This is a genomic window from Zestomonas insulae, from assembly GCF_016901015.1.
Lineage (GTDB): Bacteria > Pseudomonadota > Gammaproteobacteria > Pseudomonadales > Pseudomonadaceae > Aquipseudomonas > Aquipseudomonas insulae.
In genome coordinates, this window is record NZ_JAFEUP010000001.1 from 508,974 (window position 1) to 535,377 (window position 26,404).

Annotated in this window: 26 protein-coding genes; all 26 read right to left on the minus strand. The window is 62.8% G+C overall.

What is annotated here, in order from left to right:
• Window positions 1–29: 29 nt before the first annotated feature.
• Entirely contained in the window at window positions 30–326 is a 297-nt protein-coding gene (locus tag JQX08_RS02480; protein WP_204914457.1) for a flagellar protein FliT, read from the minus strand.
• A 15-nt stretch (window positions 327–341) separates the two neighbouring features.
• Entirely contained in the window at window positions 342–728 is a 387-nt protein-coding gene (gene fliS, locus JQX08_RS02485) for a flagellar export chaperone FliS (protein WP_204914458.1), read from the minus strand.
• A 96-nt stretch (window positions 729–824) separates the two neighbouring features.
• Window positions 825–2,291 (minus strand): flagellar filament capping protein FliD, encoded by a 1,467-nt coding sequence (fliD, locus tag JQX08_RS02490; RefSeq protein ID WP_204914459.1) that lies wholly within the window; start codon window positions 2,289–2,291, stop codon window positions 825–827.
• Window positions 2,292–2,369: 78 nt separating this feature from the next.
• On the minus strand, window positions 2,370–2,732 hold the full coding sequence (locus JQX08_RS02495; protein ID WP_204914460.1) for a flagellar protein FlaG: 363 nt from the start codon (window positions 2,730–2,732) through the stop codon (window positions 2,370–2,372).
• A 74-nt stretch (window positions 2,733–2,806) separates the two neighbouring features.
• On the minus strand, window positions 2,807–4,318 hold the full coding sequence (locus JQX08_RS02500; RefSeq protein ID WP_204914461.1) for a flagellin: 1,512 nt from the start codon (window positions 4,316–4,318) through the stop codon (window positions 2,807–2,809).
• 313 nt (window positions 4,319–4,631) lie between these two features.
• Window positions 4,632–5,279 (minus strand): LbetaH domain-containing protein, encoded by a 648-nt coding sequence (locus JQX08_RS02505; RefSeq protein ID WP_204914462.1) that lies wholly within the window; start codon window positions 5,277–5,279, stop codon window positions 4,632–4,634.
• A complete protein-coding gene (locus JQX08_RS02510) occupies window positions 5,269–6,093 on the minus strand; it encodes an NAD-dependent epimerase/dehydratase family protein (protein ID WP_204914464.1) in 825 nt (274 codons plus the stop codon). The genes JQX08_RS02505 and JQX08_RS02510 overlap by 11 nt, the downstream gene beginning before the upstream one ends.
• Window positions 6,090–6,581 carry an acyltransferase gene (locus JQX08_RS02515; RefSeq protein WP_204914465.1) on the minus strand — a complete coding sequence of 164 codons (492 nt, stop codon included), beginning with the start codon at window positions 6,579–6,581 and terminating at the stop codon, window positions 6,090–6,092. The genes JQX08_RS02510 and JQX08_RS02515 overlap by 4 nt, the downstream gene beginning before the upstream one ends.
• A gap of 10 nt (window positions 6,582–6,591) precedes the next feature.
• A complete protein-coding gene (locus tag JQX08_RS02520; protein WP_204914466.1) occupies window positions 6,592–7,815 on the minus strand; it encodes a class I SAM-dependent methyltransferase in 1,224 nt (407 codons plus the stop codon).
• Entirely contained in the window at window positions 7,812–8,372 is a 561-nt protein-coding gene (locus JQX08_RS02525) for a dTDP-4-dehydrorhamnose 3,5-epimerase family protein (RefSeq protein WP_204914467.1), read from the minus strand. The genes JQX08_RS02520 and JQX08_RS02525 overlap by 4 nt, the downstream gene beginning before the upstream one ends.
• Window positions 8,369–9,442 carry a CDP-glucose 4,6-dehydratase gene (rfbG, locus tag JQX08_RS02530; RefSeq protein WP_430472505.1) on the minus strand — a complete coding sequence of 358 codons (1,074 nt, stop codon included), beginning with the start codon at window positions 9,440–9,442 and terminating at the stop codon, window positions 8,369–8,371. The genes JQX08_RS02525 and rfbG overlap by 4 nt, the downstream gene beginning before the upstream one ends.
• The gene (gene rfbF / locus JQX08_RS02535; RefSeq protein WP_204914469.1) at window positions 9,433–10,206 is read right to left on the minus strand and encodes a glucose-1-phosphate cytidylyltransferase; all 774 of its coding nucleotides are present in this window, start codon (window positions 10,204–10,206) and stop codon (window positions 9,433–9,435) included. The genes rfbG and rfbF overlap by 10 nt, the downstream gene beginning before the upstream one ends.
• Entirely contained in the window at window positions 10,203–13,046 is a 2,844-nt protein-coding gene (locus JQX08_RS02540; protein ID WP_204914470.1) for an O-linked N-acetylglucosamine transferase family protein, read from the minus strand. The genes rfbF and JQX08_RS02540 overlap by 4 nt, the downstream gene beginning before the upstream one ends.
• Before the next feature lie 73 nt (window positions 13,047–13,119).
• Window positions 13,120–14,391, minus strand: coding sequence for a flagellar hook-associated protein FlgL (gene flgL, locus JQX08_RS02545; protein WP_204914471.1), 1,272 nt, complete (start codon window positions 14,389–14,391; stop codon window positions 13,120–13,122).
• 14 nt (window positions 14,392–14,405) lie between these two features.
• Window positions 14,406–16,463 carry a flagellar hook-associated protein FlgK gene (gene flgK, locus JQX08_RS02550; RefSeq protein WP_204914473.1) on the minus strand — a complete coding sequence of 686 codons (2,058 nt, stop codon included), beginning with the start codon at window positions 16,461–16,463 and terminating at the stop codon, window positions 14,406–14,408.
• A 12-nt stretch (window positions 16,464–16,475) separates the two neighbouring features.
• Window positions 16,476–17,642, minus strand: a complete 1,167-nt coding sequence (flgJ, locus tag JQX08_RS02555) for a flagellar assembly peptidoglycan hydrolase FlgJ (RefSeq protein ID WP_204914474.1) — start codon at window positions 17,640–17,642, stop codon at window positions 16,476–16,478.
• A gap of 10 nt (window positions 17,643–17,652) precedes the next feature.
• Window positions 17,653–18,753 (minus strand): flagellar basal body P-ring protein FlgI, encoded by a 1,101-nt coding sequence (locus tag JQX08_RS02560; protein WP_204914476.1) that lies wholly within the window; start codon window positions 18,751–18,753, stop codon window positions 17,653–17,655.
• 11 nt (window positions 18,754–18,764) lie between these two features.
• Window positions 18,765–19,457 (minus strand): flagellar basal body L-ring protein FlgH, encoded by a 693-nt coding sequence (flgH, locus tag JQX08_RS02565; RefSeq protein ID WP_204914478.1) that lies wholly within the window; start codon window positions 19,455–19,457, stop codon window positions 18,765–18,767.
• A 72-nt stretch (window positions 19,458–19,529) separates the two neighbouring features.
• Window positions 19,530–20,315 carry a flagellar basal-body rod protein FlgG gene (gene flgG, locus JQX08_RS02570; RefSeq protein ID WP_204914480.1) on the minus strand — a complete coding sequence of 262 codons (786 nt, stop codon included), beginning with the start codon at window positions 20,313–20,315 and terminating at the stop codon, window positions 19,530–19,532.
• A gap of 47 nt (window positions 20,316–20,362) precedes the next feature.
• Entirely contained in the window at window positions 20,363–21,103 is a 741-nt protein-coding gene (gene flgF, locus JQX08_RS02575; RefSeq protein WP_204914482.1) for a flagellar basal-body rod protein FlgF, read from the minus strand.
• Between the two features lie 227 nt (window positions 21,104–21,330).
• The gene (gene flgE, locus JQX08_RS02580; RefSeq protein ID WP_204914484.1) at window positions 21,331–22,716 is read right to left on the minus strand and encodes a flagellar hook protein FlgE; all 1,386 of its coding nucleotides are present in this window, start codon (window positions 22,714–22,716) and stop codon (window positions 21,331–21,333) included.
• 45 nt (window positions 22,717–22,761) lie between these two features.
• Window positions 22,762–23,445 carry a flagellar hook assembly protein FlgD gene (gene flgD, locus JQX08_RS02585; RefSeq protein ID WP_204914485.1) on the minus strand — a complete coding sequence of 228 codons (684 nt, stop codon included), beginning with the start codon at window positions 23,443–23,445 and terminating at the stop codon, window positions 22,762–22,764.
• Window positions 23,446–23,465: 20 nt separating this feature from the next.
• The gene (gene flgC, locus JQX08_RS02590; protein ID WP_204914487.1) at window positions 23,466–23,915 is read right to left on the minus strand and encodes a flagellar basal body rod protein FlgC; all 450 of its coding nucleotides are present in this window, start codon (window positions 23,913–23,915) and stop codon (window positions 23,466–23,468) included.
• A gap of 15 nt (window positions 23,916–23,930) precedes the next feature.
• Window positions 23,931–24,338: a flagellar basal body rod protein FlgB gene (flgB, locus tag JQX08_RS02595; protein WP_204914489.1), complete on the minus strand. Its 408-nt coding sequence runs from the start codon at window positions 24,336–24,338 to the stop codon at window positions 23,931–23,933.
• Between the two features lie 257 nt (window positions 24,339–24,595).
• Window positions 24,596–25,423: a protein-glutamate O-methyltransferase CheR gene (cheR, locus tag JQX08_RS02600; RefSeq protein WP_204914491.1), complete on the minus strand. Its 828-nt coding sequence runs from the start codon at window positions 25,421–25,423 to the stop codon at window positions 24,596–24,598.
• Between the two features lie 44 nt (window positions 25,424–25,467).
• Window positions 25,468–26,400 (minus strand): chemotaxis protein CheV, encoded by a 933-nt coding sequence (locus JQX08_RS02605; RefSeq protein ID WP_204914493.1) that lies wholly within the window; start codon window positions 26,398–26,400, stop codon window positions 25,468–25,470.
• Between the last annotated feature and the right edge of the window lie 4 nt (window positions 26,401–26,404).

A 26,404-nucleotide genomic window follows, 5' to 3' on the forward strand; every position in this document is an offset into this window, starting at 1 on the left:
GACCCTCGAGGGTCGCCTTGGGGAGGCCTTCAACCGAACAGCTGATAGACCTTGGCGCCTTGTCGGGACTGGTTCAACTGGAGCAATTCACCGGCCAGACGCGACTGCTCGCCCTGGCACACGGCGACCAACTCACGGTACAGCTCCAGCAGCTCGCCCATGCGTGCGCGCAACTGCTCTTCATCACGCACTGGCTCGACCATGGCATCTTCCACAGCCTGGCGGCATTGCAGGTCCAACTCGCCGATGGCGGCCCAGTCCTGATTGGCCAACGCGTTACGCAATGCGCTACCGGTCTCTTCGAGGAACTGCATGGAGGCACTCATGGATATCTCCTCGGATTACGCCGCCGGCGCAATGGCGTCCCAGGACGATTTGACTTCGCGCAGCAGCCCGCTGACCTCGTCGAGGCAAGCGATATCGCTCTGACGATTGGCTTCGAGCAGGCGCATGACCATGTACTCGTATAGCTTGTCGAGATTCTGCGACAGCTCGCCACCCACTGCGTGATCGAGCGGCTCGCGCAGACCACCGATAATGGAAATGGCCTTGCCGATCAGCTCGCCCTTTTCCGCCACCAGATTGCGCTCGATGGCCCCACGAGCCTGGGCGATACGCTCAAGACCACCTTGCATCAACATCTGGATCAGACGGTGCGGGCTGGCCTCGAACACTTCGCTTTGGACACTCACTCGTTGGTACTGCTTCATGGCCAGCATCGCGTTCATGACAGGGCTCCTCGTTAATCGCTACTGATACTTGTATCGGCAACGAAGAGCGCAACTTTACGGGAATTTTGGTACGGAAGCTCAAGCTCGCCGTGTTCAGTCCTTGCTGCTGACGAAGCCCGGCATGTTGTCGAACAACGAGGTCAGGCTATCGCTAGTACTTTTCAGCTGACCAACCAAAGCGTCCATCGCGTTGAACTGCTTGTACAGTCGCTCGCTGAGTGCAGCCATGCGTGTTGCCAAGTCTTCGTTCTGCTTATCGACCTTATCAAGCGTCGCCTGGAGCGCGTCGGTTCGCTGCTCCAAAATGCCGTCGCCGACGGTATATACCTTCAGCTTATCACCCAGACGAGCAGCCAGGCCTTTGTCACCAGTGAAGTACGCCGCGACCCCCTCGAAGTCGCTCTTGACTGCCTTATCCAGCTTGGTCGAATCGACACTCAAAGTGCCGTCTTTCTGCGAGGTCAAGCCGAGATCTGCCAGAACACGCACTGTGCCTTCCCCTTGCACCGCAACCAGCTCGTTGCGCACCGTGTTAACCAGCGAACGCACCGAACTGTCACCAACCAGCGCACCGGCAACTGGAGCACTGGTGTCATTCACCACCGTCACCTTGGTTTCGGTATTAATGAAGCTAATCAGCGTGTTATAGGCATCCGCAAATTTTTGTATATTGGCTTTGACGCCCGCTTCGTCCTTGGCAACTGTGAGCGTGCTGGAACCCACGCTCTTCAGATCGATGCTGAGTCCATCGATCGCCCCGGTGATGCTGTTCGAGTCCCGGGTAATGCTCAGGCCGTCGATGGTCAGTTTTGCGCTTTGCGCTTTAGTGATGGCCTTGCCATCGGCACTGTCATTGAAAGCTTGCAAAGCAGCCTTGTAGTCATCACTTGCGGCCCCGCCGGAGTAGTCATCGACATTGGGCGGTGTCAGACCACCAGAAAACTCGAGTTCCTCCAGCGAGATGTCGCCGCCAGCAACATCGACAGTGGTTGCGACGGTAATGTCGTTACCATCGCCCGCCTTGCTGCTGGCGAGCACCAAGCGGGAGCCCTGGTTGTCGGTAACGATACTGGCGGTTACCCCGCCGCCGGCTTTATTGATCGCATCTCGAACACCAGCGAGGGTATTGTTGGTCGAGTCGACCTTGACCTCCACCGCCTTGGTGGAGCCCACGTTGATCGTCAGCGTGCCGGTAGACAATTTCTTGTCATCGCCCGATGGCACAGCAGCCAGCGCAACCTTGCTACTGGCGGCCAACTGAGTCACGTTGAGCTGATAAGCCCCTGCAGGAGCACTCTGGCTCGCCGTGGCGGTGAGGACTTTAGTGTCCGACGACCCAGCGGTACGGGCGAGGAACTTCGACGGGCTGTTTAACTCAGCCAGCGCAGTTTGCAGGCTACTGATCGCCCCCTTGAGCTGCCCCAGGCTGGTCAATTGTGTAGTGGTCTTGTTTTCCAGCGTCTTCAGCTGATTCTGCTTTGGGGTTTGCTCGGCAGTTACCATGGCCGTCACCATGCTATCGATATTCATGCCGGAACCGATACCGGTAATACCTGCCATTGCCCACCCCCCGTCAATAATTCGTCTTAAACGACCGCAGTTCAGCGCATAACCAGCACTACAACAAGAAGCGTGCCATCACGCACGCGCCTCGAACATTAAACTGCGCAATTCTTCCAGCTGCTCGGCCAAGCGCAAAGCGTCCTCCGAGGGAATCTGCCGAACCATCTCGCCAGAGTCGCGATCCATTACCTTGATCACAACCTCACCACTCGCATCATCGATGCTGAAGTTGAGATTGCGCTGCACGCTCTGGGCAAAGGACGACATATTCGCCACCGCCGCGCCAAGGCTGTCCTTCATGCCCGGATCAACGGCATCCTGGACAGACTTCGAAGCAGACGACGCTTCAGCACCCCCCCCCCCGACAACATTCGCACGCGCGGACTCTCGTCCAGAAAACACCGGAGCCGAGCCCAAAGACAACTTTGAAATGTCCATGATCTTCTACCTCCCAAGAGGAAAAGGAGGAAGGGTCACCCCTTCCTCCTTGTTGTTACCTCAATACTGCCTGATTACTGCAGGAGGGACAGCACAGCCTGCGGCAGTTGCTTGGCCTGAGCGAGGATCGCAGTACCGGCTTGCTGCAGTACTTGCTGCTTCGACAGATTGGCAGTTTCTGCAGCGTAATCGGTGTCCTTGATCCGGCTGCGAGCAGCCGAAGCGTTCTCCGAAATGTTCTGCAGGTTGTTGATGGTGTTGTCGAAACGGTTCTGTACCGCACCGAGATCCGAGCGCTGGGAGTCGATGTAGGCGATCGCGGCGTCGATCACGCTGATGGCATCCTGAGCGCCGTAAGCGGTGGAAACGTCGACGTCGCTGACGGTGGTCTTCACGCCCGCGGCTTCTCCGGTGACCTTGGCCAGGCTGGCGGCGGAAGTCGCCGAAGACATGGAGAAGGCGGCCGATGAGCTAAACTTAATGGAGCCGTTGGCAAAACCAACGGTGGAGCCGCTACCACCGATATTGATCGCAGCGCTGAGGTCGCCAACGTTGTCGTTGTTGGCGTCTTCTGCGGTACGTACCTGCATGGTCATGTTAGTACCGGCGACGGTGGCGCCAGCACTGTCATAGGCTGCGCCGGTGATCTTCAGAGTCGCACCGCTGGTAGAGCTGATCTCCAGGGTACCGTCGGTATTCTTCTTGGCGGAGATGCCGGCACCGCTGGAGTTGATGGCATCTACGGCCTGGTCGAAATCGGTCAAAGTCTTCAGATCGATAGTCGAATCAACGGTGCCGCTGCTGCTGCCGGACACTTCGATCTTCAGGTCGAAGCGACCCACTGTCGCAGTGTTGGTGATGACCGCATCAGTGCGAGCACTGGCCTTGACCGGCGAGCCGGCAGAATTGACCTTCTTGACGATTTCCGAGGCGGTGTCGTTCGCACCGATCGAACCCACACTGTACTGCTTACCGTTGGCGGAAACTTTTAGGTCAGTCATCGCGGCGGTGGCAGCAGCCGAACTAGCGGTACCGAAGCCGCTACTGGCAGTACCAGCCTTGTCGGAGATGAAGGCACCGATGCTGCTGGCCTTGGCGTTGCCCAGCGACACATCGATGGTCTCGTTGGCGTTGGCGCCGACCTGGAACGCGGTGGAGCCGAAGGAGCCGTCAAGCAGCTTGCGACCACCAAAAGTGGTGGTATCAGCGATACGGGTCAATTCGCTCTGCAGGGCGCCCACTTCCTTTTGAAGGGCAGTGCGGTCAGTAGCGTCGTTGCTGCCGTTAGCTGCTTGCAGAGCCAGGTCACGCATACGCTGCAGGATACTGGTGGACTGCTGCAGCGCACCTTCAGCGGTCTGCGCCAGGGAGATACCGTCGTTGGCGTTGCGGGTCGCCACATTGAGGCCGCTGATCTGGCTGCTCAGGCGATTGGAAATCTGCAAACCTGCAGCGTCATCTTTAGCGCTGTTGATGCGCGAACCAGTCGACAGTCGCTCCAGAGAGGTGCTCAGCGCGTTGGACGTGTTGGTCATGTTGCGTTGGGTATTGAGGGACGCAATGTTGGTATTGACAGTCAAGGCCATGATGGTGTCCTCCGAGGACTAGCGTATTTGCCTGAGCTTGCGACCTTGGGTGGGCAGTGCCCAGGCACCCTTAAAGTTCGCATTCGATTTCTGTATCGGCGCCGGCCCGCGCAACTTTAGGCAACTTTTTTCAAGTTTTTTGTAGCGCTATTTTTTCTTTTAAATCAAACAACTAGTGAATCCCGACCAAGCGCACTGAGATGCTCCTGGCCATCATTTTGTCGACAGTCGGCGCAAAAAAATGAGCTTTACGAAAGAAACGGCAAAACCGTCGGGGCATGGCGCAGTCAGCGGGACCGCGCGCAGGGCTTACTTACAGGCGGAAGAAGTCGCTGAGGATGTCGTGCTTGGGCGGCTTGATCACCAGGCCACCGGCCTCGCCCTGGTAGACATAGCAGTCACCGGGCGTGTCGCTGTTGATGACGCTGACGCCCTGCGAGATGTAGCTGCGCGGGCCGAGGGTCGAGCGACCGATCACCGCGGTGTTCGGATAGAGGATGACGCCATCACCCAGTACCGGGGCAACGCCATGGTTCTTGCCGACCGTGGAGTTCTGGTAGAGCACCAGGTATTCGCCGTAGGTGGCCTTGGCCAGCACGATGCCCACCGAATGGCCGATAAAGAACACCTTGGGCATGGCGATCTCGTAGAACAGGTCGATGCCATTGAGCGTCTTGTTCAGATAGAACAGCTTGGTGCACAGCCGCAGATCGCCGCCGTCGCGCCAGATCGAGTTGGCCAGGTAATAGAGAAACAGCGTGTACTGGCTCGAGTGCAGGTAGTCGAACGACTCCGGCCGCCAGATTCGCACACCGTTGATGCAGTGGCGCACGCGGGCAAGGCCCTGGTCGAGATAACGATCGAGTTCCCCGCGCACGTCCTGGCCATCGGGGAAGAAGGCCTCCAGTTGCCGACACAGGTAGGTCAGCAGGCCGCTGCGATCGGTTGCTTTAAGCTCCATGGTGCCTCGCTTTCAATGTCTCGAGGATGATCGGCAAGCGCTCCAGCAGCGACTTCGGCTGGAAGCCGAAGGCCTGCGCGGCCTTGTCGATCGAGATGCGCGGCGCAGGCTGACACTCTTGCCGCGTGCAACTGACGTGCACGCCGGTGAGCGCCTGCAGCGCGGCGAACAGTTCGCCGTTGCTGGTGTTGCTGCCGGCCGCGAGGTTGTAGATCGCCGGCTCTGCGCCTTGCAGAAGGGCCTGCAGCAGGCTCACCACATCCTCGATATGCACATAGTCACGGGCGAAATGCGGCGAGCTGTCGAGGGTCAGGTCCTGCCCGGCGGCGGCCGGCGGCAGCACCTGGGCGAGGAAGCCGCCCTCCTCCAGCGTGTCGCTGTACACGCACGACAACCGCGCCACACAGGCACGGCCACCCGCTTGGGTCAGGCAAAGGTTCTCGCCCAGCGCCTTGGACAGGTCGTAGAGATGGCGCGGGCTGACCGGGTCGAGCTGGAGGCTGGCCGCCTCCTCGCCCACCGCTGCCAGCAGCGAATCGTACAGGCGAGTCGACGATAGGTAGACCAGGCGCTGGAAGCGGCCCTGTTGCAGCAGCCGGGCCAGCAACGACACGTGCGCCTCGACGGTGGCAAAGGGGCGCGCGTAATAGTCGTTGGTCAGGCCGATGCAGTAGCAGACCAGGCCGAGGTCTTGCTCCAGCCAGCTGTCATCATGCCGGTCCGGCGCGTACACCTCGTGCCCCTGGCGACGCAAATGCTCGACCAGATGGGCGCCGACGAAACCGCCGGCGCCGAGCACGGTGAAGCGGCTCACTCGCGCCAGCCCATTAGCTGCAACGGGTTGCCGGCGTTGACGCTGTAGGCCGGCACCTCACCGCGCACCAGCGACATAGCGCCGATCACGCAGCCCTTGCGCAGGATGGCTCCGTCGAGAATCACGCAGCCGGCACCGATCCACACGTCATCCTCGATGAAGATGCCGCCCTTGCTCGGCCGGAATCGCTGCTCGCGGATCAGCTGGTCGCGCGAGCGGTACTCATGATTGACAGGGGCGAACACGCAGTTGGCGGCAATCGCCACGTCATTGCCGATGCGGATGCCGTTGCCGGTATAGAGCACGCAGCAGGAATTGATAACGGTGCGCTCGCCGATCAACAGATCGCCGCTGCCGCCGGCCGGCTTGATCTTGACGAAGCTGTCGATCAGCGAGCCGGCGCCGACCTGAATCAGGCTGCCCCGCATGGAGTCCTCGATGTCGGCCAGCGCGGAAATGCGCGCGTCGGGGTGCAAGGCCAGGGTCATGGTGATCTCCTCAGAGCACTTGCAGCGTCGGCACGGCGACTACGAAACGGCCACCCCAGGCGCTGATCCGCGCCTGCTGCTGACGCACCTCGGTGAGCAGGTTCCACGGCAGCACGAGCAGATAATCGGGACGTTCCTCGGCGATCCGCGCCGGCGCGACGATGGGAATGCGGCTGCCCGGCAAGAACTTGCCCTGCTTGTGCGGGTTGGCGTCGGCCACCCAGGCCAGCAAGTCGGACCGCACACCGGCAAAGTTCAGCAAGGTGTTGCCCTTGGCTGCTGCGCCATAGGCCACCACACGCTTGCCTTCGGCCTTGGCCTGCAGCAGGAAACGCAGCAGCTCATGCCTGATGCGCTCGGCGGCCGGCGCCAGGCTGGCGTAATAGGCAGCGGTTTCGACACCTGCCGCCTTCTCGCTGGCCAACAACGCGGGGACTGCCGGAGTAACCGCACGTGCGCCATCCGTACGCTGGACAAAGACACGCAACGAACCACCGTGGGTCGGCAGCTCCTCGACATCGAAAATGGCCAAGCCGTTACGCGTGCAGAGACTCTGCACGGCAATCAACGACAGGTAGGAATAGTGCTCGTGATAGAGCGTGTCGAACTGATGCTCGGCCATCAACCGCAACAGATGCGGAAACTCGAAGGTCGCCACGCCAGTCGGCTTGAGTAGTGCGGCGAAGCCCTTGAGAAAATCATTAATGTCCGGCACATGGGCCAACACGTTGTTGGCGGCCATCAGGTCGGCGCTCCAGCCCTCCTCGACCAGCACCCTGGCACTAGCCTCGCCGAAAAACACCTCGCGAATCTCCAGCCCTTTCTCGCGGGCCGCTCTTGCGGTACTGGCGGTGGGCTCGATGCCCAGGCATGGAATGGCGCGACGAGCGACGTATTGCAGCAGGTAACCATCGTTGGCGGCGATTTCCACCACACGGCTCTGCGCGCCCAGATCGAAGCGCTCGACCATCTGCGCTACGTAGCGCTCGGCATGGCTTAGCCAACTGCTGGAGTAGGAACTGAAGTAGGCGTACTCGGCGTCGAACAGGCTTTCTGCTGCGCGGTAATCCTCGGTCTGCACCAACCAGCAGCTGTCGCACACCAGTACCCGCAGCGGTACCCACTGCTCGGCTTGATCGAGTTGCTGGGCAGTCAGGTAGGCGTTGGAAGGCGGCGCCGTGCCTAGGTCGATCAGCGGCAAATGCAACGGCGAGCCGCAGCCTCGGCAATTCATAGACGCACTCCTTGAAACTGGTCACTCAGCAGCGGATGGCTGGCATCGCGCGGCGATAGATTCTCGATCGGCAGCGGCCAGGCGATGGCCAAGCGCGGATCGTGCACGGACAAACCCGCCTCGTATTCGGGGCTGTAGTCGGCGCTGTGCAGGTAGAGCAGTTCGGCGTCGTCGCTGAGCGCCTGGAAGCCGTGGGCGAAGCCCGGTGGCAGCAACAGACTGCGCCCGTCGCCAGCTTCCAGGTGCTCGGCATGCCAGTGTAGGAAGGTCGGCGAGCCGGCACGCACATCCACCGCGACATCCCAAACGGCGCCGCGCAGGCAGGTGATCAACTTGGCTTCGCTGTGCGGTGGACGCTGGAAATGCAGGCCGCGCACCGTGCCGCGCTGGCGGCTGATGGAATGATTGATCTGGCGGATCGCCAAGGGCTGGCCGCACGCCGCCAGGCTGCCGGCGCAGAACAGCCGGGCAAAACGACCGCGTTCATCGCCATGCACTTTGTGCTCAAGGGCGAACAGGCCGACCAGCGGCAGCTCATGCAAACGCAGATCGCTCATGCACGGCTCCAGTAGGCCGCGAGCTGCGCCTGGGTCACCGCGCGCATGTCTTCGCCGCGCTGCCAGGCCAGGTGCCAATCCAGGGTCTGTTGCAGGCATTGGTCCAGCGACCAGCACGGCCGCCAGCCCAACAGCTGACGGGCGCGACTGCTGTCCAGGCGCAGCAGGCCGGCCTCATGCAGTTCGCTCGGTTCGATCTGTAAACCCGGCGCTTGCGGCCAACGCGCCGCGAGGCGCTCGACCACTTCGCCGACGCTGCACATGTCGGTATCAGCGGGACCGAAATTCCACGCCCCGGCCACCGCAGTGCCCTGCTCATACAGGCCCTGGGCCAGTTGCAGATAACCCGCCAACGGCTCCAGAGCATGCTGCCAAGGCCGCACGGCTTGCGGATAGCGCAGGGTCACCGGCTCGCCGCGCGACCAGGCGGCCAACACATCGGGGACCAGCCGATCAGCCGCAAAATCGCCACCACCGAGCACATTGCCCGCGCGCGCGGTAGCCAGCGCCAGGCCGTGTTCGGCATAGCGCGTCGCCGGGAAATAGGATGCGGCAAAGGACTGGGCAACCAGCTCGCAGCAAGCCTTGCTGCTGCTGTAAGGATCGTGGCCGCCAAGGGCTTCGTTCTCACGATAGGGCCACTGCCATTCCTGATTGGCGTAGACCTTGTCGGTGGTCACCACTACGCAGGCGCGCACCCCACCGACTTGGCGGATCGTTTCCAGCACATGCAAGGTGCCCATCACATTGCTGGCATAGGTGCCAATTGGATCGCGATAGCCTTCGCGCACCAGCGGCTGCGCCGCCAGGTGCAGGACGATCTCGGGACGTACCTCCGCCATCACGCGCTGCACAGCCGACAAGTCGCACAAATCACCAATGTGGCTATCGATGCCCTTGCCCACTCGAGCCAAGTCGAACAGGCTGGGCGAGGTTGCAGGGGCCAATGCGAAGCCGCTGACCTGTGCGCCCCAGCTTTGTAGCCACAGCGTCAGCCAGCCACCCTTGAAGCCGCTGTGGCCGGTCAGCAGTATGCGCTTGCCGCGCCAGAACTCAGGGTTCAGCGCCACTGCTTCCACGGCGCCTCCCCGGTCTGCCACAGCTGCTCGAGGTAGTTCTTGTCGCGCAGGGTATCCATCGGATGCCAGAAGCCGTTGTGCTCGAAGGCCATCAGCTGCTCTTCATGGGCCAAACGGGTCAGCGGTTGGACTTCCCAGGGCGTGCTGTCCTCGGCGATGTAGGGCAGCACCTTGGGCGACAGCACGAAGAAGCCGCCATTGATCCAGCCACCGTCACCGCGCGGCTTCTCGACGAAGCCCGCCACCCGGTCACCGACCCGGTCGAGCGCGCCGTAACGGCCCGGCGGCTGCACCGCGGTGACCGTGGCGAGCTTGCCGTGCTGACGGTGGAAGTCGACCAGGGCGCCGATGTTGAGGTCGGAGACGCCGTCGCCATAGGTGAAGCAGAAGGCTTCCTCGTCTTCCAGGTAGCGACCGACGCGCTTCAGGCGGCCGCCGGTCATGGTCTCCTCGCCGGTATCGACCAGGGTCACCCGCCAGGGGTCGCTGTAGTTCTGGTGCACTTCCATGCGGTTCTTCTGCATGTCGAAGGTGACATCCGAGGTGTGTAGGAAGTAGTTGGCGAAGAAGTCCTTGATCGCGTAGCCCTTGTAGCCCAGACAGATCACGAAGTCGTGGATGCCATGGGCCGAGTAGCTCTTCATGATGTGCCAGAGGATCGGCTTGCCGCCGATCTCGATCATCGGCTTGGGCTTGAGGTGCGACTCCTCGCTGATCCGGGTACCCAGGCCGCCGGCCAGGATGACTGCTTTCATGCCTCGTTTCCTTGTTCGCAATAGCGTTGCCACATGCCGCGGTAGGCGGCTTCGACGCGCCCGGCGAGCAACGGCCCGTTGCACAGGTCCGACTGGCGCATTTCCTCACGCAGGCCGAGGCGAATCCGCTCCAGCGCGCCGATGTCACTGGCCAGGGCCACCAGCTTGTCGATGTACTCCGCTTCGGAGTCGGCAATCCACTCCTCTCGGCCCAGGCCGCGGAGGATCTCAGAACCGATGCGGCCCATGGAGGGACGATCGCGCAGGGTGACGTAGGGCAAGCCCATCCACAGGCTCTCGAACAAGGTGGTCCCGGAGTTGTGCGGGAAGCAGTCGAGGGTGACGTCGGTCTGCGCCAGCACCGACCAGGGCGGCGAGGTGTAGGCCATCTCCAGGCGCTCGCGGGCGATGCCGTGACGGGCGAACTCGGCGGCGAAGTGCTCGCGCACGCCGGCATCGTCGAACTGCGCACTGTTGAGCAGCAGGCGTGAATCGGGCACCCGATTCAGCAGTTCGGCCCAAGCACGCACCACCTTGTGGTTGAGGCGGATCGAACGGGTCAGCGAGCCGAAGGTGATGTAACCATTGCGCCGCGCCGGCAGTGCGTTGATTTCCGGCATGTCTGACCGCGCCTGGTAGGCGATCGACGGGCACGGCAGGCGCCAGGGCGTTTCGGCGAACACCGCCTCGCTGCCTTCCGGCGCCAGTTCGTCGTCGGCGAGGAAGTAATCCATGCTGTCGAGCCCGGAGGTGTAACCGATGCCGATCCAGTACATCACCTGCACCGGTGCCGGCTTCAGGGCAAAGGTGGCCATGCGGTTGTGCTCGGTATAACCGGCGAGGTCGACGAGGATGTCGATGCCATCGGCGCGGATCTGTTCGGCGAGCTGCTGATCGCTCAAACCGACGGTGGAGCGCCAATGATCGAAGCGTTCCTTGATCTGCGCGGTGATGCCATCTTCGCGGCGCACCTCTGAGTAGGCGAACAGCTCGACCTGGCTGGCATCGTGGTTGTTCAGCAGCGGACGGAAGAAGTGACTGACCACATGATCGCGGAAATCCGGCGAGATGTAGCCCACCCGCAGGCGGCGGGCCGGACTGCGCTCGTTGGCGTAGGCGAAATACTGGCGCGCCGGGAAATGCGGAGCGATCTGTTCGCGGTAGAAGCGGTAGATGCGCTCACCGGACCAGTCGGGGTGACAGTTGACCACGAACAGGACGTTCGAGCGAGCGGTCTGATTATGCTCGCATAGCGGCTCAAGCATTTCGATCGCTTCGTCGAAACGGGCGAAGCTGGACAGCACGGTCCCGTAGTTGACCTTGGGATCAATGGCTCGTGGATCCAAGCGACTGGCAGTCTGAAAACACTCCATGGCCTCACTGATGCGCCGCGCGGCATTGAGGATGCCACCGAGGTTGTTCCAGGCGGATACGTTACGGCCGTTCAGGCGTAGCGCCTGGCGCTCGTAGCGCTCTGCCACGTCCATCTGGGCCAGGGTCATGAACACGTTGCCGAGATTATCCCAGGCTTCGGAGCGGTACGGATTGACCGCTAGCATGCGGTTGAAGCAACTCTTCGCCTCGTACTGCTGGCCATGCTGATGGTACAGCTGACCGAGCAGATCCCAGCCCATGGCGTAGTCGGACTTGAGCTGCAGGCCCTGCAGGATCAGTTGCTGCCCTCCCTGCAGATCGCCGCCGAAACGCCGGCAGTGGCCCAGCCAGCACAACGCCTCGTGGTGATCGGGCTTGAGAGCCAAGGCCTGCTCGAAGGCCAGCGCGGCCTCCTGCGCACTGCGCTCCTGGCGGATTTTGAGAAAGCCGAGGCGGAACCAGGCATCGGGATTCCCTGGCTCACGGCGGGTCCAGCGTTCCAGTTCCTCCACCGCCTCTTCGCCGCGGCCCTGGGTCCACAGCAGGTCGCTGAGACGCTCCCAGCCAGGCCGGCATTCGGGCACCAGCTCAACTAGTTCGCGCAGAGTCTGCTCGGCCTGGGCATGCTCGCTACGGCGTATCTGACAGACCGCAAGCAATAGACGGGCGCGCCAGTGCCGCGAGTCCAGGCCCAGTGCCTGGCGGGCCAGCGCTTCGCTCTTGACTAGGTTGTTGTCATCGAGCAGCAGGTCGCCGTACATGGCTAGCAGCTCGGTGTCCGTAGCGAAGCCTTCCAGGCTGGCCTCAATCAGCGGCCGTGCCAGGTGCCGGCGGCCCAGGTGAAATTGCGCCACGGCCTCGGCACGACGGCTTTCCGCGGTCACCGTCTGTTGCTGACCGACAGCCGCCAACACGCCCAGCCAGTCCTCGGCCTGTGCGGCCTCGGCGAGTAGCTGGCGCCAGGTGTCGTCGGTGCTCTTTTGCAGGCAGCACTTCTTGTACTTCTGGCCGCTGCCACAGCTGCACGGGTCGTTACGCCCCGGGACCGGTGGCGCGCTCTGGTCGAGCAGGTCACGAATCGCCCGCATGCGTTCGACCAGGGCGAGAAAATGGACCGCCTGCTCGTCACCGGGAGCCAACTGCAGCGCTTGGCGCAGGGCCGCGGCCGCCGCGTCCCAAGCTTTGAGCTGGACAAACACCTTGCCCAGCTGCACGGCATAGGCCGGTTCCTGTGGCTGAAGGTCGAGCAGCTGCTCGTAGCTGCGTACTGCAGTGGCGTAGTCCTGGCTGGCAAGCGCCGCTTCGCCGAGCAACTGCCAAGCCTCGAGGTCGTCCGGCACATAGGTCAGCAGCTGATCGCAGCACTGCTGGATGCGGGTGTAATCGCCTTCCTCGAAGGCCAGTCGCGCCTGCCCACGGAAGAGATCAACCACCCACTCGGTATTTTCCTGCGTGCCCAATTTCATCAATTCTCAGAATCCGTGACGTATGTACATAGGCGACCAACGTGGGCCATTTGCTAAGCCGCTCTGCAAACCGTTAGCGCATCAGGCTGAACAGATTGAGGCCGCTGATCTTCACATAACTTTGCTGTGCCGCCTGCAGCACGGTTGACTGCAGCGACAAACGCGACAGGGCCTCTGCATAGTCAAGGTCTTCCAGGTCCGACATCACGCCGATGTTGACCAATTTGACGTCGTCGATGAAGGTCTCCGTGGACTCGAGGGTGTTCAGTCGTGCACCGACGCGCCCTTGGCCCGTCAGCATCTGGGTACTGACTGCGTCGAGATTGCTCAGCGCCACGCCCGTGGCGTCGCGGATTGCATAGCTGCCTTCCTGATCATCGGCTGCGGTGCTCAGCGCCACGCGCAGGTCAGCAACCACATTGAGCAAACCTTTCTTCTCTTGGCTCGGATCGCGATTGATGGTGAAGGTGTCGCCCGTTGCCGGCGTACCGTCGAGCTGCACCTTGACCCCGCCATAGCGGATGAAGTCATTGGTCTGCGTGTTCTCGTCGATCGCGCCGCTCGCCCGCGGCGTGTACGACCCAGGCAGCGCCGGATCACTGAGCTCGTAGACCTCGTAGTTCTTATTGTCGAGGAAGCGGATACCAATCCCATCAGTGGCGGCCGGCGGCGAGCTGGATGGGAAGGTCGAATCGTAGGCAGCCTTGTCTTCCACCTGGCCCACGGAAATACGCCCGCTGCCGGTATTGGTCGCCGGCTGCACGGTCGTTACCCGGTTGGCGTTGAAGACGTTCTCGAACAACTCCTTGCCGCTGTCGCTAATCGGCACGAGCGTGCTGCTGGAAATCTGCAGCTGCCGCTGGCCTTCGTCACCCTGATAGGTGTAGCTGCCGTCCGCGTTACGCACGAACGGTTGCTTCTCGCCCTGCGAACCGGAGAACAGGTACTTACCGCTGGCGTCCTTGCTGTTGAGCAGGCTGAGCAGCTCGTCCTCGCGCTGAGCCAGTTCGGTGGCCAGGGCGTTCTTGTCGGAGGAGTCGAGGGCGCCGTTGCCAGCTTGCACGGCGATTTCGCGGATGCGATGAATGACCGTACCGACCGAGTCGAGAATCGACTCCTCGGAGTTCAAGCTGTTCTTCGCCGCGGTGATGTTGCTCTTGTACTGGTCGTTGAGCGCCTGTTCCTGGCTGAGCTGCAGCAGGCGCACCGAGGCGACCGGGTCGTCGGCCGGGGTGAGCAGGCGTTTGCCGGTGCTGATCTGCTCCTGGGTCGTGGTGACGTTGGAGTAGTTGCGCTGCAAGCCGCTGACGGAGTTGTTGTAGGCCTGGATGGTGGAAATTCGCATGCTCGGGCTCTCTCTTAGCGGAACGCGCCAATCAGGGTATCGAACAAGGTGCGGGCAACTTGAATCACCTGCGCCGAGGCACTGTAGTACTGCTGGAACTGGATCAGGTTGGCCGCCTCTTCGTCGAGGTTGACCCCGGACAGCGAGTCGCGGTTGTCCTGCGCCTGCTTGAGCACGGAGGTGGCCGCTTCGCTGTTGGTGCGCACCTGCGCGGTCAGGCTGCCGACCCGCTCGACCAGGCCGCTGTAGGCCTCGTTGTAGGTCACCCCGGACGCGCCGTTGCCGACCGTGCCCTTGGTTTGCAGGCCGGAAAGCGCCAGCGCGTTGCGGTTGTCGGAAATGCCCTTGTCGTTGAAGGCGACGGTGAAGCTGTCGGACTGCTGCGGCGCACCGCTCATGGTCATTTCGTAGGTGTAAGTCTGACCAGCGCCGGTATAGGCCAGACGCACCGAGTTCGTCTCGCCGCTGTTCAGAGTCGGACTACCGCCGAGCGCATTGCCATTGGCATCGACATAACTCCAGCCAGCCGGCAGTGGCGAGGTCAGTGTGTAGGTACTGCCGGTGACCGTCGCGCTGAGCGACAGGCCACTGCCGAAGGCAGCCTTCAGCACGTTGACGTCGACGGGAGACGGCCCGGAGACCAGCGCCGGCTGGCCGATGCTGCCGGTGCCGCGGTTGTTCAGGGTGGCTTCGGCGCGCGCGGTGCCGGCGAAGGCCAGTTGGTCGGCGTGGGTCAGCGTGGTGCTGATGTCTGCCGAGCCGCGCCGAGTTGGCTGCAGGGTGAAGCTGTCGCCGGCGCTCGGCAGCGCGTCGAGGGTCAGCTCGAAGCCCTGGTCGATCATCGTCGCTGGCGTGGTAGATGTATCTGCGTAGGCAAAACTCAGGGTGTACGGCCCTGCGCCGCTAACGTTAATAGTCAGTGGCGCGTTGTCATTCAGGCGCCGCGCAGTGAAGGTGGTGCCGTCGAAATCCAGGCGGTAGTCGCTAGTGTTCAGCTTGCTGGTGTCGGTGATGTTGAGGTTGGCGCTGCTCACCGCACTGCTGTTGCCGAGCCGCCCGAGCACACGCAAGGCGGTGATGCTCGGATCATTGATGTCGCCGAACAGGTTGCTGCCCGCCTTGCCCGACAGGTCCAGACCCTGGCCCAGTTGCTGGTTGACGGTATCGGCAAAGGTCAGCGCCAGCTGGCCAAGCCGGTTGTAGCTGTTGTCCAGCGCGGTGTCGCGGTACGCCAGCAAACCGCCGACCTGGCCGCCGCTGATCTGCGCGGTGACGTTCTGCACCGAGTTGCCGCTGACCAGCTCCATCTGATAGCGGCCTGGGTCGTTGGCGCCCGGCATCGCCCGCAGGGTCGATACGGTGGTGCCGACCACCAGCGGTTGGCCGGTGCCGATGAACAGGCTCATGCTGCCGTCGTCCTGGCTCACCGCCTGCACGCCGATCAGCTCGGAAATCTGCCGCACGGTTTCTTCGCGCGCGTCGATCAGGTCATTCGGCTCGACGCCGGAGGCGCGACCCTTGGCGATCGCGTCGTTGTAGCTGGCGACGCTGCTGGCCAGGTTGTTGACCTGGGTGGCCAGCGAGCCGAGCTGCTGGTTGATCAGGGTGTTCTGCTTGTCGAGCTGATCGTAGAGCGTGTTGAAGGTCTTCGACAGGCCCTGCGCCTGAGCCAGCAGCGCCTCGCGGCCTTCGCTGCCAGACGGGTTCTGCGCGGCAGTCTGCAGCGAGGCGAAGAAGCTCTGCAGCGCCGGGGTGATCCCGGTGGTGCTGTCCGAGAGCAGCGAATCGAGCTGCTCGATCTGGCTCTTGAAGGTGTTCAGCTCCATGTTCTGGCTGGTCGCGCTGCGCAGCTGCTCGGTCATGAAGCTGCTCGCCAGACGGCGCACGTCGACCACCTGGGCGCCCGCGCCGATGTAGCCGGCGCCGCTGAATTGCGGCGTGCGGGTGCCCTGCACCACGCTCTGCCGGCTATAGCCCGCGGTGTTGACGTTGGTGATGTTGTGGCCGGTGACGCTGAGTTGCGTCTTGCTCGCCGAGAGTCCCGACAATCCGATGTTAAGAAGATCAGCCATGACGTGGTCTCATCAGCTCGAAGGCACGCTGCCAGCGGCGGCGATGGTTTGGTAGGTCTGCATCTGCTTGGCGATCTGCGCCACCTTGCGCGCGTAGTTCGGGTCGGTGGCGTAGCCGGCCTGTTGCAGTTCCTTGACGTAGCGCTCCGGCGTCGCGGTGACATCCAGCGCGTCGTCGTAACGGTCGTTGTTCTGCAGGAAATCCACGTAGTCGTGGAAGCTCTGCTGGTAGGAGGAGTACGCGCGGAACGACGCGGTTTCCTTGACCGCCTTGCCGTTCTCGTACTCGGTGGTCAGCACGCGCGCCGAGTCGCCTCCCCAGCCGTGGGCCTTGATGCCGAACAGGTTGTGGCTGCTGGAGCCGTCCTGCTGACGGATGATCGACTTGCCCCAGCCGGTCTCCAGGGCGGCCTGGGCCACTAGGTAGCGCGGGTCGATGCCAATCTTGTCCGCGGCTTCCTTGGCCATCGGCATCATGGTGGCGATAAATTCGTCGGCCGAGGCGAACTCGGACTTGCCCGGCGCCAGCGGCGGCTGCGCCAGACGGCGGCCCTTGAAGGCATCGACGGCCGGCGTCTCGCCGAGTTTGCTTTCCGGCGCCGGGTAGCTCTGCGCCGGCAGCCAGTCGTTCTGCGCCAGCGGCTGGCCTTCGGCGGCGCTGCTCGCGGCGGTCGGCACGATGCCGGCCAGCAGACGGTCGGTAAGCTTGCCGGGCAGCGACAGGCGACGCTGGTTGATCAGCTTGGAGTCGTCACGCGCGCTGTCGCTGGCACTGCTCTGCCCGGCGCTGGCGGTGATGCTGCCAGCCGCTTCGGCACCGGTCTGGGCGAACGGGTTGGGCCGCTGGCTGCCCTTCTTCAGCTGCGACAGCTGGCGCACCAGCACGTCGGCCAGGCCCATACCCTTGTCCTTGGACATGCTCACGGCCAGCTGCTGGTCGTACATGTCCTGGTACATCTTGGTTTCGTTGCTGCTGGTGAAGTTGCCTTCGGCGAACACGTCGTTCGCCGAGCGCATGGCCTTGAGCATCTGGTTGAGGAACAGCGACTCGAATTCCTTAGCGACCTTGTGCAGGTTGCCTTCGCTATCGCCACCGACCTTGAACTGGTTGAGGCGGTTGAGATCGGTATAGGCGCCGCTGTCCACGGTGCCGCCCCCAACTCCGAGTCGAGTATCCATGGCCGCGTCCTCAGATCACGATCAGCTCGGCCTGCAACGCGCCGGCCTGCTTGAGGGCTTCGAGGATGGCCATCAGGTCCGACGGCGAAGCGCCGACCTGATTCACCGCACGGACGATCTCGTCGAGGCTGGTGCCCGGCGCGAACTTGAACATCGGCTTGGTTTCTTGCGTGGCGTCAACCTTGGAGCGCGGCACCACGGCGGTCTGGCCGCCGGAGAAGGCGTTCGGCTGACTGACGATCGGGTCCTCGGTGATGCTCACGGTGAGGCTGCCGTGGGTCACCGCGGCCGGCTGCACGCGCACGTTCTGGCCGATCACGATGGTCCCGGTGCGCGAGTTGATGATCACTTTGGCGACCGCCTGGCCGGCTTCGATCTCGAGGTTCTCGAGCACCGACAGGTAGTCGACGCGCTGGTTCGGATCGAGCGGCGCGCTGACCCGCACCGACCCGCCGTCGATGGCCTGGGCGACGCCTGGGCCGAGCAGCTGGTTGATGTGGTCGACGATGTTCTTCGCCGTGGTGAAGTCCGGGCGATTGAGGTTGAGGGTCAGGCTGTTGCCCTGGTCGAAACCGCTCGGCACCGGGCGCTCGACCGTGGCGCCGGCAGGAATCCGCCCGCTCGACGGGACGTTGACGGTGATCTTCGAGCCGTCGCTGCCTTCGGCGTCGAAGCCGCCGACCACCAGGTTGCCCTGGGCGACCGCATAGACGTTGCCGTCGATGCCTTTCAGCGGGGTCATCAGCAGGCTGCCGCCGCGCAGGCTCTTGGCGTTGCCGATCGACGACACGGTGATGTCGATGGTCTGCCCCGGCTTGGCGAACGCCGGCAGGTCGGCATGGATGGACACCGCGGCGACGTTCTTCAGCTGCACGTTGCCGACGCTGGCCGGCACCTTGATGCCGAACTGGGCGAGCATGTTGTTGAAGGTCTGCAGGGTGAACGGCGTCTGCGTGGTCTGGTCGCCGCTGCCATTCAGGCCGACCACCAGGCCGTAGCCGATCAGCTGGTTGGAACGCACGCCCTGGATGCTGGCCAGGTCCTTGAGGCGCTCGGCCTGGACGGCGCCGGCGACAAGCAGCAGACAGAGGGCGGAAATCAGTCGTTTCATGGTCGGCCTCATCAGAACGGGAACAGCGGGCTCATGAAGAAGCGATCGAACCAACCCGGCTGGCTGGCATCGGCGAACGAACCGGTTCCGGAGTAGGTGATGCGCGCATCGGCGACGCGGGTCGAGGCCACGGTGTTGTCGGTGGCGATGTCGTCGGCGCGTACCATGCCGGCGATACGCACCAGTTCGTCGCCGGTGTTCAGGGTCATCCACTTCTCGCCGCGCACAGCGAGGATGCCGTTGGGCAGCACTTCCGAGACGGTGACGGTGATCGAGCCGGACAGGCTGTTGCTCTGCCCCGCCTGAGCGTCGCCCTTGGTGTCGCGGCTGGCGCTGTATTCGGCGCTGAGGTCCAGCTGGCCGCTGCCGAGCGGGTTGTTGGTCGACGGCGTGGCGCCGAACAGCGAGGTCAGGCCGATATTCGCGCTGCTGTCCTTCTGCAGTTGCGAGTTGGCGTTCTTGCTCGCCTGGGTGCGCTCGTTGAGGGTGATGGTGATGATGTCACCCACGCGGAAGGCCTTGCGATCGGTGTACAGGTTGTTCTCGAAACCCGGCTGGAAGATCGCCCCGTTGTTCTGCGCGGTCGGCAGCGGCGTGCGCGGCAGCACCGGCGCGTAATAGGGGTCGTTCGGCTTCGGCGGCGGCGACATGCAGCCGGCCAGGACGACGACGCCAAGCAGCGGGAGAAGAGACAGCCGATTCATTGCACGTACCTCGCGGTGTTTCAGGCGACGCTGGCGGCTCATGCCGCGACGCGGCCGAGCCCACCTACAAAATCAAAGGTTCTGGGTGACGAAACCAAGCATCTGGTCGGCGGTGGAGATCACCTTGGAGTTCATCTCGTACGCCCGCTGGGTGGTGATCATGTTCACCAGCTCCTCGACCACGCTGACGTTGGAGTTCTCCAGGGTGTTCTGCTGCACGGTGCCGAGACCGGTGAGGCCCGGGGTGCCGACCTGCGGCGCGCCGCTGGCGGCGGTTTCCATGAACAGGTTGTTGCCGATCGCTTCCAGGCCGCCCGGGTTGATGAAGTCGGCGGTCTGGATGCTGCCCAGCACCTGCGGTTGCGGATTGCCGGCGGTGGTCACGGAGACGGTGCCGTCTTCGCCCACGGTGAAGGTCTTCACTTCGGTCGGCAGGGTGATCGCCGGCTCGAGCGAGAAGCCGTTGGCGGTGACCAGTTGGCCGTCGGAGTTGAGGTGGAAGGTGCCGTCACGGGTATAGCCGATGGTGCCGTCGGGCATCATCACCTGGAAGAAACCGCGGCCGTTGATGGCCATGTCCAGCGGCTGGTCGGTGGTCTGCAGGCTGCCGGCGGTGAACACCTTCTGGGTACCGACGACGCGCACACCGGTACCCAGCTGCAGGCCGGACGGCAGTTGGCTGTCCTGGCTGTTCTGGCCGCCGGGCTGACGACGGATCTGGTACAGCAGGTCTTCGAATTCGGCGCGATCGCGCTTGAAGCCGGTGGTCGAGACGTTGGCCAGGTTGTTGGAAATGGTGGTCAGGTTCATGTCCTGGGCGGTCAAGCCCGTCTTGCTGACCCACAGAGCCGGAAGCATATTCGTTCTCCTCGGGCGCCGGTTTTACGGCACCTCGCACTTGGTGATTAGCTGAGTTGCATGACCCGTGCCACGGCTGCGGCATCGTCTTCGGCGGTACGCATCATCTTGACTTGCAGTTCGAACTGGCGAGACAGCGAGAGGATCGAGGTCATCTCCTCGACAGCGTTGACGTTGCTCGCCTCGAGGAAGCCGGAGGTCACCTGCACGGTGTTGTCGGCCTGTACCGGGCCGGCGCCCTTGTAGCGAATCAGGCCGTCGGTGCCCTTCTCCATCTGCTTGAGATCCGGATTGACCAGCTTCAGGCGGTCCACCTCGGCGACCACGTTGGGCGCTTCGCCGAGGGCACGGATGCTGATGGTGCCGTCCTGACCGATCTCGACCTTCTGCTCCGGCGGAATGGCGATCGGCCCACCATTGCCCATCACCGGCATGCCGTTGCCGGTACGCAGCTGGCCGAGCGCATCGATCTTCAGGCTGGCGGTACGCACGTAGGCCTCGCTGCCGTCTGGAGCCTGCACCGCCAGCCAACCGTCACCGCTCACCGCGACGTCCAGGTTGTTGCCGGTTTCCTGCAGGGTGCCGGGCGTGAAGTCGGTGGCCGGGCGCTCGCTCATGGCGTAGACCCGCGACGGAAATCCGTCACCGAACACCGGCATGGCCCGCGCCTGTTCAAAATCGCGACGGAAGCCGCTGGTCGAGATGTTCGCCAGGTTGTTGGCATGCGCGCGCTGCGCCAGCGTGGTCTGGCTGGCTCCGCTCATGGCGACGTACAGCATCTTGTCCATGATTCTCTCCGAGGATGGGCGACGGCCCGCTGCTCTGTTGCCAGTCATGCAGCAAAGCCCGTGCCACTTCCGAAAAATTCACGCAAGAGACTGATATATAAAGACTTTATAAAACAAAAAGGCCCCAAGCGGGGCCTTTGCGAAAAGCTGGCGGCGGAAGATTGCCGCTTGCGGCAAGCGCCGCTGCGGGAAAGCTGACGCTGGCGCCAGCCCTCCCGCCCCGACCGTCAACGCAGGTTGATGATGGTCTGGGTGATGGCGCTTTCGGTTTCGATGGTCTTGGCGTTCGCCTGGTAGTTGCGCTGGGCGACGATCAGGTTGACCAGCTGGTCGGACAGGTCGACGTTGGAATCCTCCAGCGCGCCGGACTGCAGGGCGCCGAGGGTGCCGGAACTCGGCGTGCCGATCACCGGCTCGCCGGAATCGAAGGACTGCGTCCAGGCGGTCTTGCCCATCGGCGTCAGGCCCTGCACGTTGGCGAAGTTGGCCAGCACTACTTGGCCCTGCACCTTGGACTGACCGTTGGTGTAGCGGGCGAAGATCACCCCGGTGTCGTCGATTTCCAGACCGGACAACTGGCCAGTCGTGTAGCCATCCTGACTGACGCTGTTGACCGCGAACGCGCTGGCGTACTGGGTCGAACCGCGCAGGTCGATCTGCATCGGCACCACCGGGTTGTTCGCCCCGTTCGGTGCCCAGGTCGCTGGCGTGCCGCCGTCGGAGGTGGCCGGCACCCAGTCGTCGAGAGTCATCAGGCCGGTGTCCGGATCGAAGTTGAGGTCGCCACCGGCAGCCATGCCAGTAGTGTTCAGCGAACCGTCGGAGTTGAACATCAGGTTGATGCTGTACGGCTCGGTGCCGGTGGTCGGCGGAACGGGCGGAGTTGCGGCCGGGTCACCTGGATCGGCTACCGGATTGGCCGGGTTACGCCCGTCGATCAGCACGTTCATCGTCCAGTTGTTGGTCACCGCCGGAGTGGCCGTCGGGTCGGAGTTGTTGATGAAGTACTGGGTCATCACATGGGCGTTGCCCTGCGAGTCGTAGATGTTGACCGAGGTCGACGAGGTGTAGGTGGTCGGGTCGCTCGGGTTGAACGGGGTGTTGGTCGGAGCCTTGGTCGCCGAGTTCAGGTTGAACTTCTGGGCGATCTGCGTGGTGGACTTCGGCGCCTGGTTGCTGGTCGAGATGGTCAGGTCACTGACCACGCCGTTCTGCAGGTTGCCGTTGCCGTCGACTGGGTAGCCCTGCAGCTTGTAGCCGAAGTTGTTGACCAGGTTGCCTTCGCGATCGGTGCCGAAATAGCCCGCACGGGTGTAGCTGATGTCGCCGTTGTTGCTGGTGACGAAGAAACCGTTGCCGTTGATCGCCAGGTCCAGCGAGTTCTGCGTGTAGTTGATGTTGCCCTGGTTGAACATCTGCGACACGTTGGACAGCAGCACGCCGCTGCCGGTCGGGTTGGAGCCGGAGCCCACCACCGAGGCGGCGTACACGTCGGCGAACTCGGCACGCGATTGCTTGAAGCCTGCGGTACCGGCGTTGGCAATGTTGTTGCCGGTAACGTTGAGATCCTTGGTCGCGGCACGCAGGCCGCTGAGACCGATGTTGAACGACATGGAAGTCTCCTTTGCCGGGACAACCGGCGGTAGTTGTCCGGTGGGTTACTGACCGATGATCTGCACTTGCGACAGCGGCACGCTGCCGATGCCCGCCAGGTTGAGCTGCAGCTCGCTGCCGCTCTGCCCAAGGGTGACGCTGTCGACGTTGGCCGGCAGCAGGGTGTAGAGACCCTTGGTGCCGTCGGCGTAGCTCGCCTGCGCCTCGAACTTGTAGGTGCCCGGCGGCATCAGGTTGCCGGACGCGTCCTTGCCGTCCCACATGAAGCTGACGTTGCCAGCCGCCTGGGTGCCGAGGTTGATGCGGTTCACCGTGGCGCCGTTGCTGTCGTAGACGTTGACGTACACGTTGCTGCTGGAGACCGGCAGGACCAGGCTGGCCTTGAAGGTTTCGCTGGTGTCGACCACCGCCTTCTCGGTCGGCACGATGACCTTGCGACCGACCAGCGACGAGGCCTGCAGCGCCTGCGAGGACTGATAGCCGGAGAGCAGCGTGCTCATGCTGTCGTTCAGCTGCTGCACGCCCTCGACCTGGCTGAACTGCGCCAGCTGGGCAACGAACTCGCTGTTGCCCTGCGGCTCCAGCGGGTTCTGGTTGTTCATCTGCGCGACCAGCAGGTTGAGGAAGGCGTCTTTGCCCAGCTCTTCCTTCTTCGTGGTGCCGGTCTGGTTCTTGATCTGGTACTGATCAAGAACGGAGCTGGTGGAGCTGGTGCTATCGATGGCCATGGTGAGTCCTCATCCTTGCCTTACTGACCCAGGGTCAGCACTTTCTGCATCATCTGCTTGGCGGTGTTCATCATTTCGGTGTTGGTCTGGAAGGCACGGCTGGCGGAGATCATGTCCGCCATTTCCTCGACCACGTTGACGTTCGGGTAGTAGACGTAGCCGTTCTCGTCGGCCGCCGGATGGTTCGGCTCGTAGCGCGGGGTCAGGGTGCTCCGGTCCTCGACCACGCCGAGCACCTGCACGCCGACACCGGCCTGATCCTGATCGGCGAACAGCGAACCGCGGTCGCCGGTTTCGCTCTGCGCGTTGGCCATCATGGTGGCGAACACCGGATGCCGCGCACGGTAGGTCTGGTCGACGCTCGACGACACGCTCTCGGCGTTGGCGATGTTGCTGGAGATGGTGTTCAGACGGGTGGTCTGGGCACTCATGCCGGTTCCGGCAATGTTGAAGACACTGGACAGGGACATGGCTGGGGTTCTCCGTTATTCGCCGCGCAGGGCGCTGATCAGCCCTTTGAACTTGCTGTTGAGCAGCGTGAAGCTGGCCTGGAACTGCACCGAGTTCTCCGCGAAGCTGGCCTGCTCGAGTTGCGGATCGACGGTGTTCTTGTCGATCGAGGCCTGGTTCGGGTTGCGGTACTGCAGCGTGGCGTCGCCGATGTCGAGGCCATCGACGGCAATGTGCTGGCTGTTGGTGCGGCTGATCTGGAAGGTGCCGCGCTGAGTCTTCTCGCTCTGCTGCGCCAGCACCGAAGCGAAGTCCAGGTCACGGGCCTTGTAGTTCGGCGTGTCGGCGTTGGCGATGTTGTTGGCCAACACCTCAGAACGCTGCGCGCGGAAGCTGAGTGCTTTTTCGTGGATGCCGAGGGCGGAGTCGAAGTTGATGCTCATGGTCAACGAACCTTGCCGGTCTGATTTGCCTGTCAGCCATAAAGCAAAGCACATGCCATATTTTTATTTCGTTTAATTTCAATGACTTAACTATTTGTCAGCGCCAAATTGCCGCCGCCAGCGGCAAGCCCTTTCCGCCCTAAGGCAATGGCGACCGTCGTGCTTGCCGCCAAAACGCCGCCGCTTTTGCCGGCGCCGGCAAACTGGCAGGCAATAAAAAAGGGAGGCTTGCGCCTCCCTTCTCGTCACCCCTTGGCTCACTTCACCTTGTAGATGATCCCTGGGCTGCACTGGACCATCTGATAGTGATCGGGCAGGCCGTTCAGCGCTTCGGAAGCGCCGAGGAACAGGTAGCCGCCCGGGCGCAGCGTGGCATGAATGCGCAGCAGGATGTCGCGCTTCACTTCGGCGGAGAAATAGATCAGCACGTTGCGGCAGAACACGATGTCGAACTTGCCCAGCGTGGCGTAGCTGTCCAGCAGGTTCAGCGCGCGGAACTCGACGCGGCTCTTGATCGCCGGTTTGACGCCCCAGCGGCCCGGCGCCTTGTTGTCGAAGAAGCGCTGCAGGCGCTCCTGCGACAGACCACGGCCGATTGCCAGGCTGTCGTACTCGCCGGCGCGGCAGGCCTGCAGCATCGAACTGGAAAGGTCGGTGCCGAGAATCTGCGCGCCACCGCGCAACATGCCCGGGTTGCTGCGCTCGTATTCGTCGATGGCCATCGACAGCGAGAACGGCTCCTGGCCGGACGAGGCCGCCGCCGACCAGATGCGGATGCGCTGGTTCGGCGTTTCCTTGAGCAGTTCCGGCAGGACGCGGCTCTTCAGCACCTCGAACGGATAGGTATCGCGAAACCACAGGGTTTCGTTGGTGGTCATGGCATCGACCACCTGCTCGCGCAGCCCGCTGCGCGGCATCGATTCCATGCGCTGAACCAGCTCCCCGAGGCTCTTGATGCTGTTCTGGTCCATCAGCTTGTTCAACCGGCTGGAGACCAGGTACTGCTTGTTGGTGCCCAGCAGGATGCCACAGGCCTTTTCCAGGAATGTCCGGAATTGCTCGAAACCCAAATCACCTGAAGACACTAGGACCGCCTCACCCAACTGGGAAATTCTTCAAAGGCCAAGGATCAGCCCCCGTCTGCCACTCTGATGCGTTCGACCACGCGCGACGCCAAATCGTCAGGACGGAATTTGGCGAGGAAGTCGTCAGCGCCGACTTTCTTCACCATAGCCTGATTGAATACGCCGGAGAGCGAAGTATGCAGGAGGATATGCAGCTTCTGCATGCGCGGATCGTGGCGAATCTCGGCAGTCAGGGTATAGCCATCCATTTCCGGCATCTCGATGTCGGAAATCAGCATCAGCAGTTCCTCGTCGAGGTTCTTGCCCGAATCAACCATGTTGCGCAGGTATTCCAGCGCCTCGCGGCCGTCGTTCAGCGCGGTGACTTCCACGCCAACGGTCTGCAGGCAACGCACCACCTGCTTACGCGCCACCGACGAGTCGTCGACGATCAGCACGTGCTTGTGCACCGCCTTGCTCTGGGTGACGGCGTCGATCACGCCTTCGGAAATCACTTCGGAGGTCGGCGCCACTTCGGCGAGGATCTTCTCCACGTCGATGATTTCCACCAGCTGCTGGTCGAGTTGCGCGACCGCGGTCAGGTAGTGCTCACGGCCGGTGCCCTTTGGCGGCGGCAGGATTTCTTCCCAATTCATGTTGACGATGCGCTCCACCGAACGCACCAGGAAGCCCTGCACCTTGGTGTTGTACTCGGTGATGATCACGAAGCTGTTGGTCAGGTCTTCGAGACCGCGCCGGCCGGTGGCCAGCGCCAGATCGATGATCGGGATGGTGCCGCCACGGATGTTGGCGACACCGCGCACCACCGGGCTCGATTTCGGCATCAGGGTGAGCTTGGGGCACTGCAGCACCTCCTTCACCTTGAACACGTTGATTCCGTACAGCTGTCGGCCATCCAGGCGAAACAGCAGCAGCTCCAGCCGGTTCTGCCCGACCAGTTGCGTCCGCTGGTTAACTGAATCCATCACACCGGCCATGCCC

Excerpts from the sequence above, each read along its gene's own strand:
- JQX08_RS02480 (WP_204914457.1), bottom strand. The coding sequence starts at position 326 with ATGAGTGCCTCCATGCAGTTCCTCGAAGAGACCGGTAGCGCATTGCGT.
- fliS (WP_204914458.1), bottom strand. The coding sequence starts at position 728 with ATGAACGCGATGCTGGCCATGAAGCAGTACCAACGAGTGAGTGTCCAA.
- fliD (WP_204914459.1), bottom strand. The coding sequence starts at position 2,291 with ATGGCAGGTATTACCGGTATCGGTTCCGGCATGAATATCGATAGCATG.
- JQX08_RS02495 (WP_204914460.1), bottom strand. The coding sequence starts at position 2,732 with ATGGACATTTCAAAGTTGTCTTTGGGCTCGGCTCCGGTGTTTTCTGGA.
- JQX08_RS02500 (WP_204914461.1), bottom strand. The coding sequence starts at position 4,318 with ATGGCCTTGACTGTCAATACCAACATTGCGTCCCTCAATACCCAACGC.
- JQX08_RS02505 (WP_204914462.1), bottom strand. The coding sequence starts at position 5,279 with ATGGAGCTTAAAGCAACCGATCGCAGCGGCCTGCTGACCTACCTGTGT.
- JQX08_RS02515 (WP_204914465.1), bottom strand. The coding sequence starts at position 6,581 with ATGACCCTGGCCTTGCACCCCGACGCGCGCATTTCCGCGCTGGCCGAC.
- JQX08_RS02520 (WP_204914466.1), bottom strand. The coding sequence starts at position 7,815 with ATGAATTGCCGAGGCTGCGGCTCGCCGTTGCATTTGCCGCTGATCGAC.
- JQX08_RS02525 (WP_204914467.1), bottom strand. The coding sequence starts at position 8,372 with ATGAGCGATCTGCGTTTGCATGAGCTGCCGCTGGTCGGCCTGTTCGCC.
- rfbF (WP_204914469.1), bottom strand. The coding sequence starts at position 10,206 with ATGAAAGCAGTCATCCTGGCCGGCGGCCTGGGTACCCGGATCAGCGAG.
- JQX08_RS02540 (WP_204914470.1), bottom strand. The coding sequence starts at position 13,046 with ATGAAATTGGGCACGCAGGAAAATACCGAGTGGGTGGTTGATCTCTTC.
- flgL (WP_204914471.1), bottom strand. The coding sequence starts at position 14,391 with ATGCGAATTTCCACCATCCAGGCCTACAACAACTCCGTCAGCGGCTTG.
- flgK (WP_204914473.1), bottom strand. The coding sequence starts at position 16,463 with ATGGCTGATCTTCTTAACATCGGATTGTCGGGACTCTCGGCGAGCAAG.
- flgJ (WP_204914474.1), bottom strand. The coding sequence starts at position 17,642 with ATGGATACTCGACTCGGAGTTGGGGGCGGCACCGTGGACAGCGGCGCC.
- JQX08_RS02560 (WP_204914476.1), bottom strand. The coding sequence starts at position 18,753 with ATGAAACGACTGATTTCCGCCCTCTGTCTGCTGCTTGTCGCCGGCGCC.
- flgH (WP_204914478.1), bottom strand. The coding sequence starts at position 19,457 with ATGAATCGGCTGTCTCTTCTCCCGCTGCTTGGCGTCGTCGTCCTGGCC.
- flgG (WP_204914480.1), bottom strand. The coding sequence starts at position 20,315 with ATGCTTCCGGCTCTGTGGGTCAGCAAGACGGGCTTGACCGCCCAGGAC.
- flgF (WP_204914482.1), bottom strand. The coding sequence starts at position 21,103 with ATGGACAAGATGCTGTACGTCGCCATGAGCGGAGCCAGCCAGACCACG.
- flgE (WP_204914484.1), bottom strand. The coding sequence starts at position 22,716 with ATGTCGTTCAACATCGGTCTCAGCGGCCTGCGTGCCGCGACCAAGGAT.
- flgD (WP_204914485.1), bottom strand. The coding sequence starts at position 23,445 with ATGGCCATCGATAGCACCAGCTCCACCAGCTCCGTTCTTGATCAGTAC.
- flgC (WP_204914487.1), bottom strand. The coding sequence starts at position 23,915 with ATGTCCCTGTCCAGTGTCTTCAACATTGCCGGAACCGGCATGAGTGCC.
- flgB (WP_204914489.1), bottom strand. The coding sequence starts at position 24,338 with ATGAGCATCAACTTCGACTCCGCCCTCGGCATCCACGAAAAAGCACTC.
- JQX08_RS02605 (WP_204914493.1), bottom strand. The coding sequence starts at position 26,400 with ATGGCCGGTGTGATGGATTCAGTTAACCAGCGGACGCAACTGGTCGGG.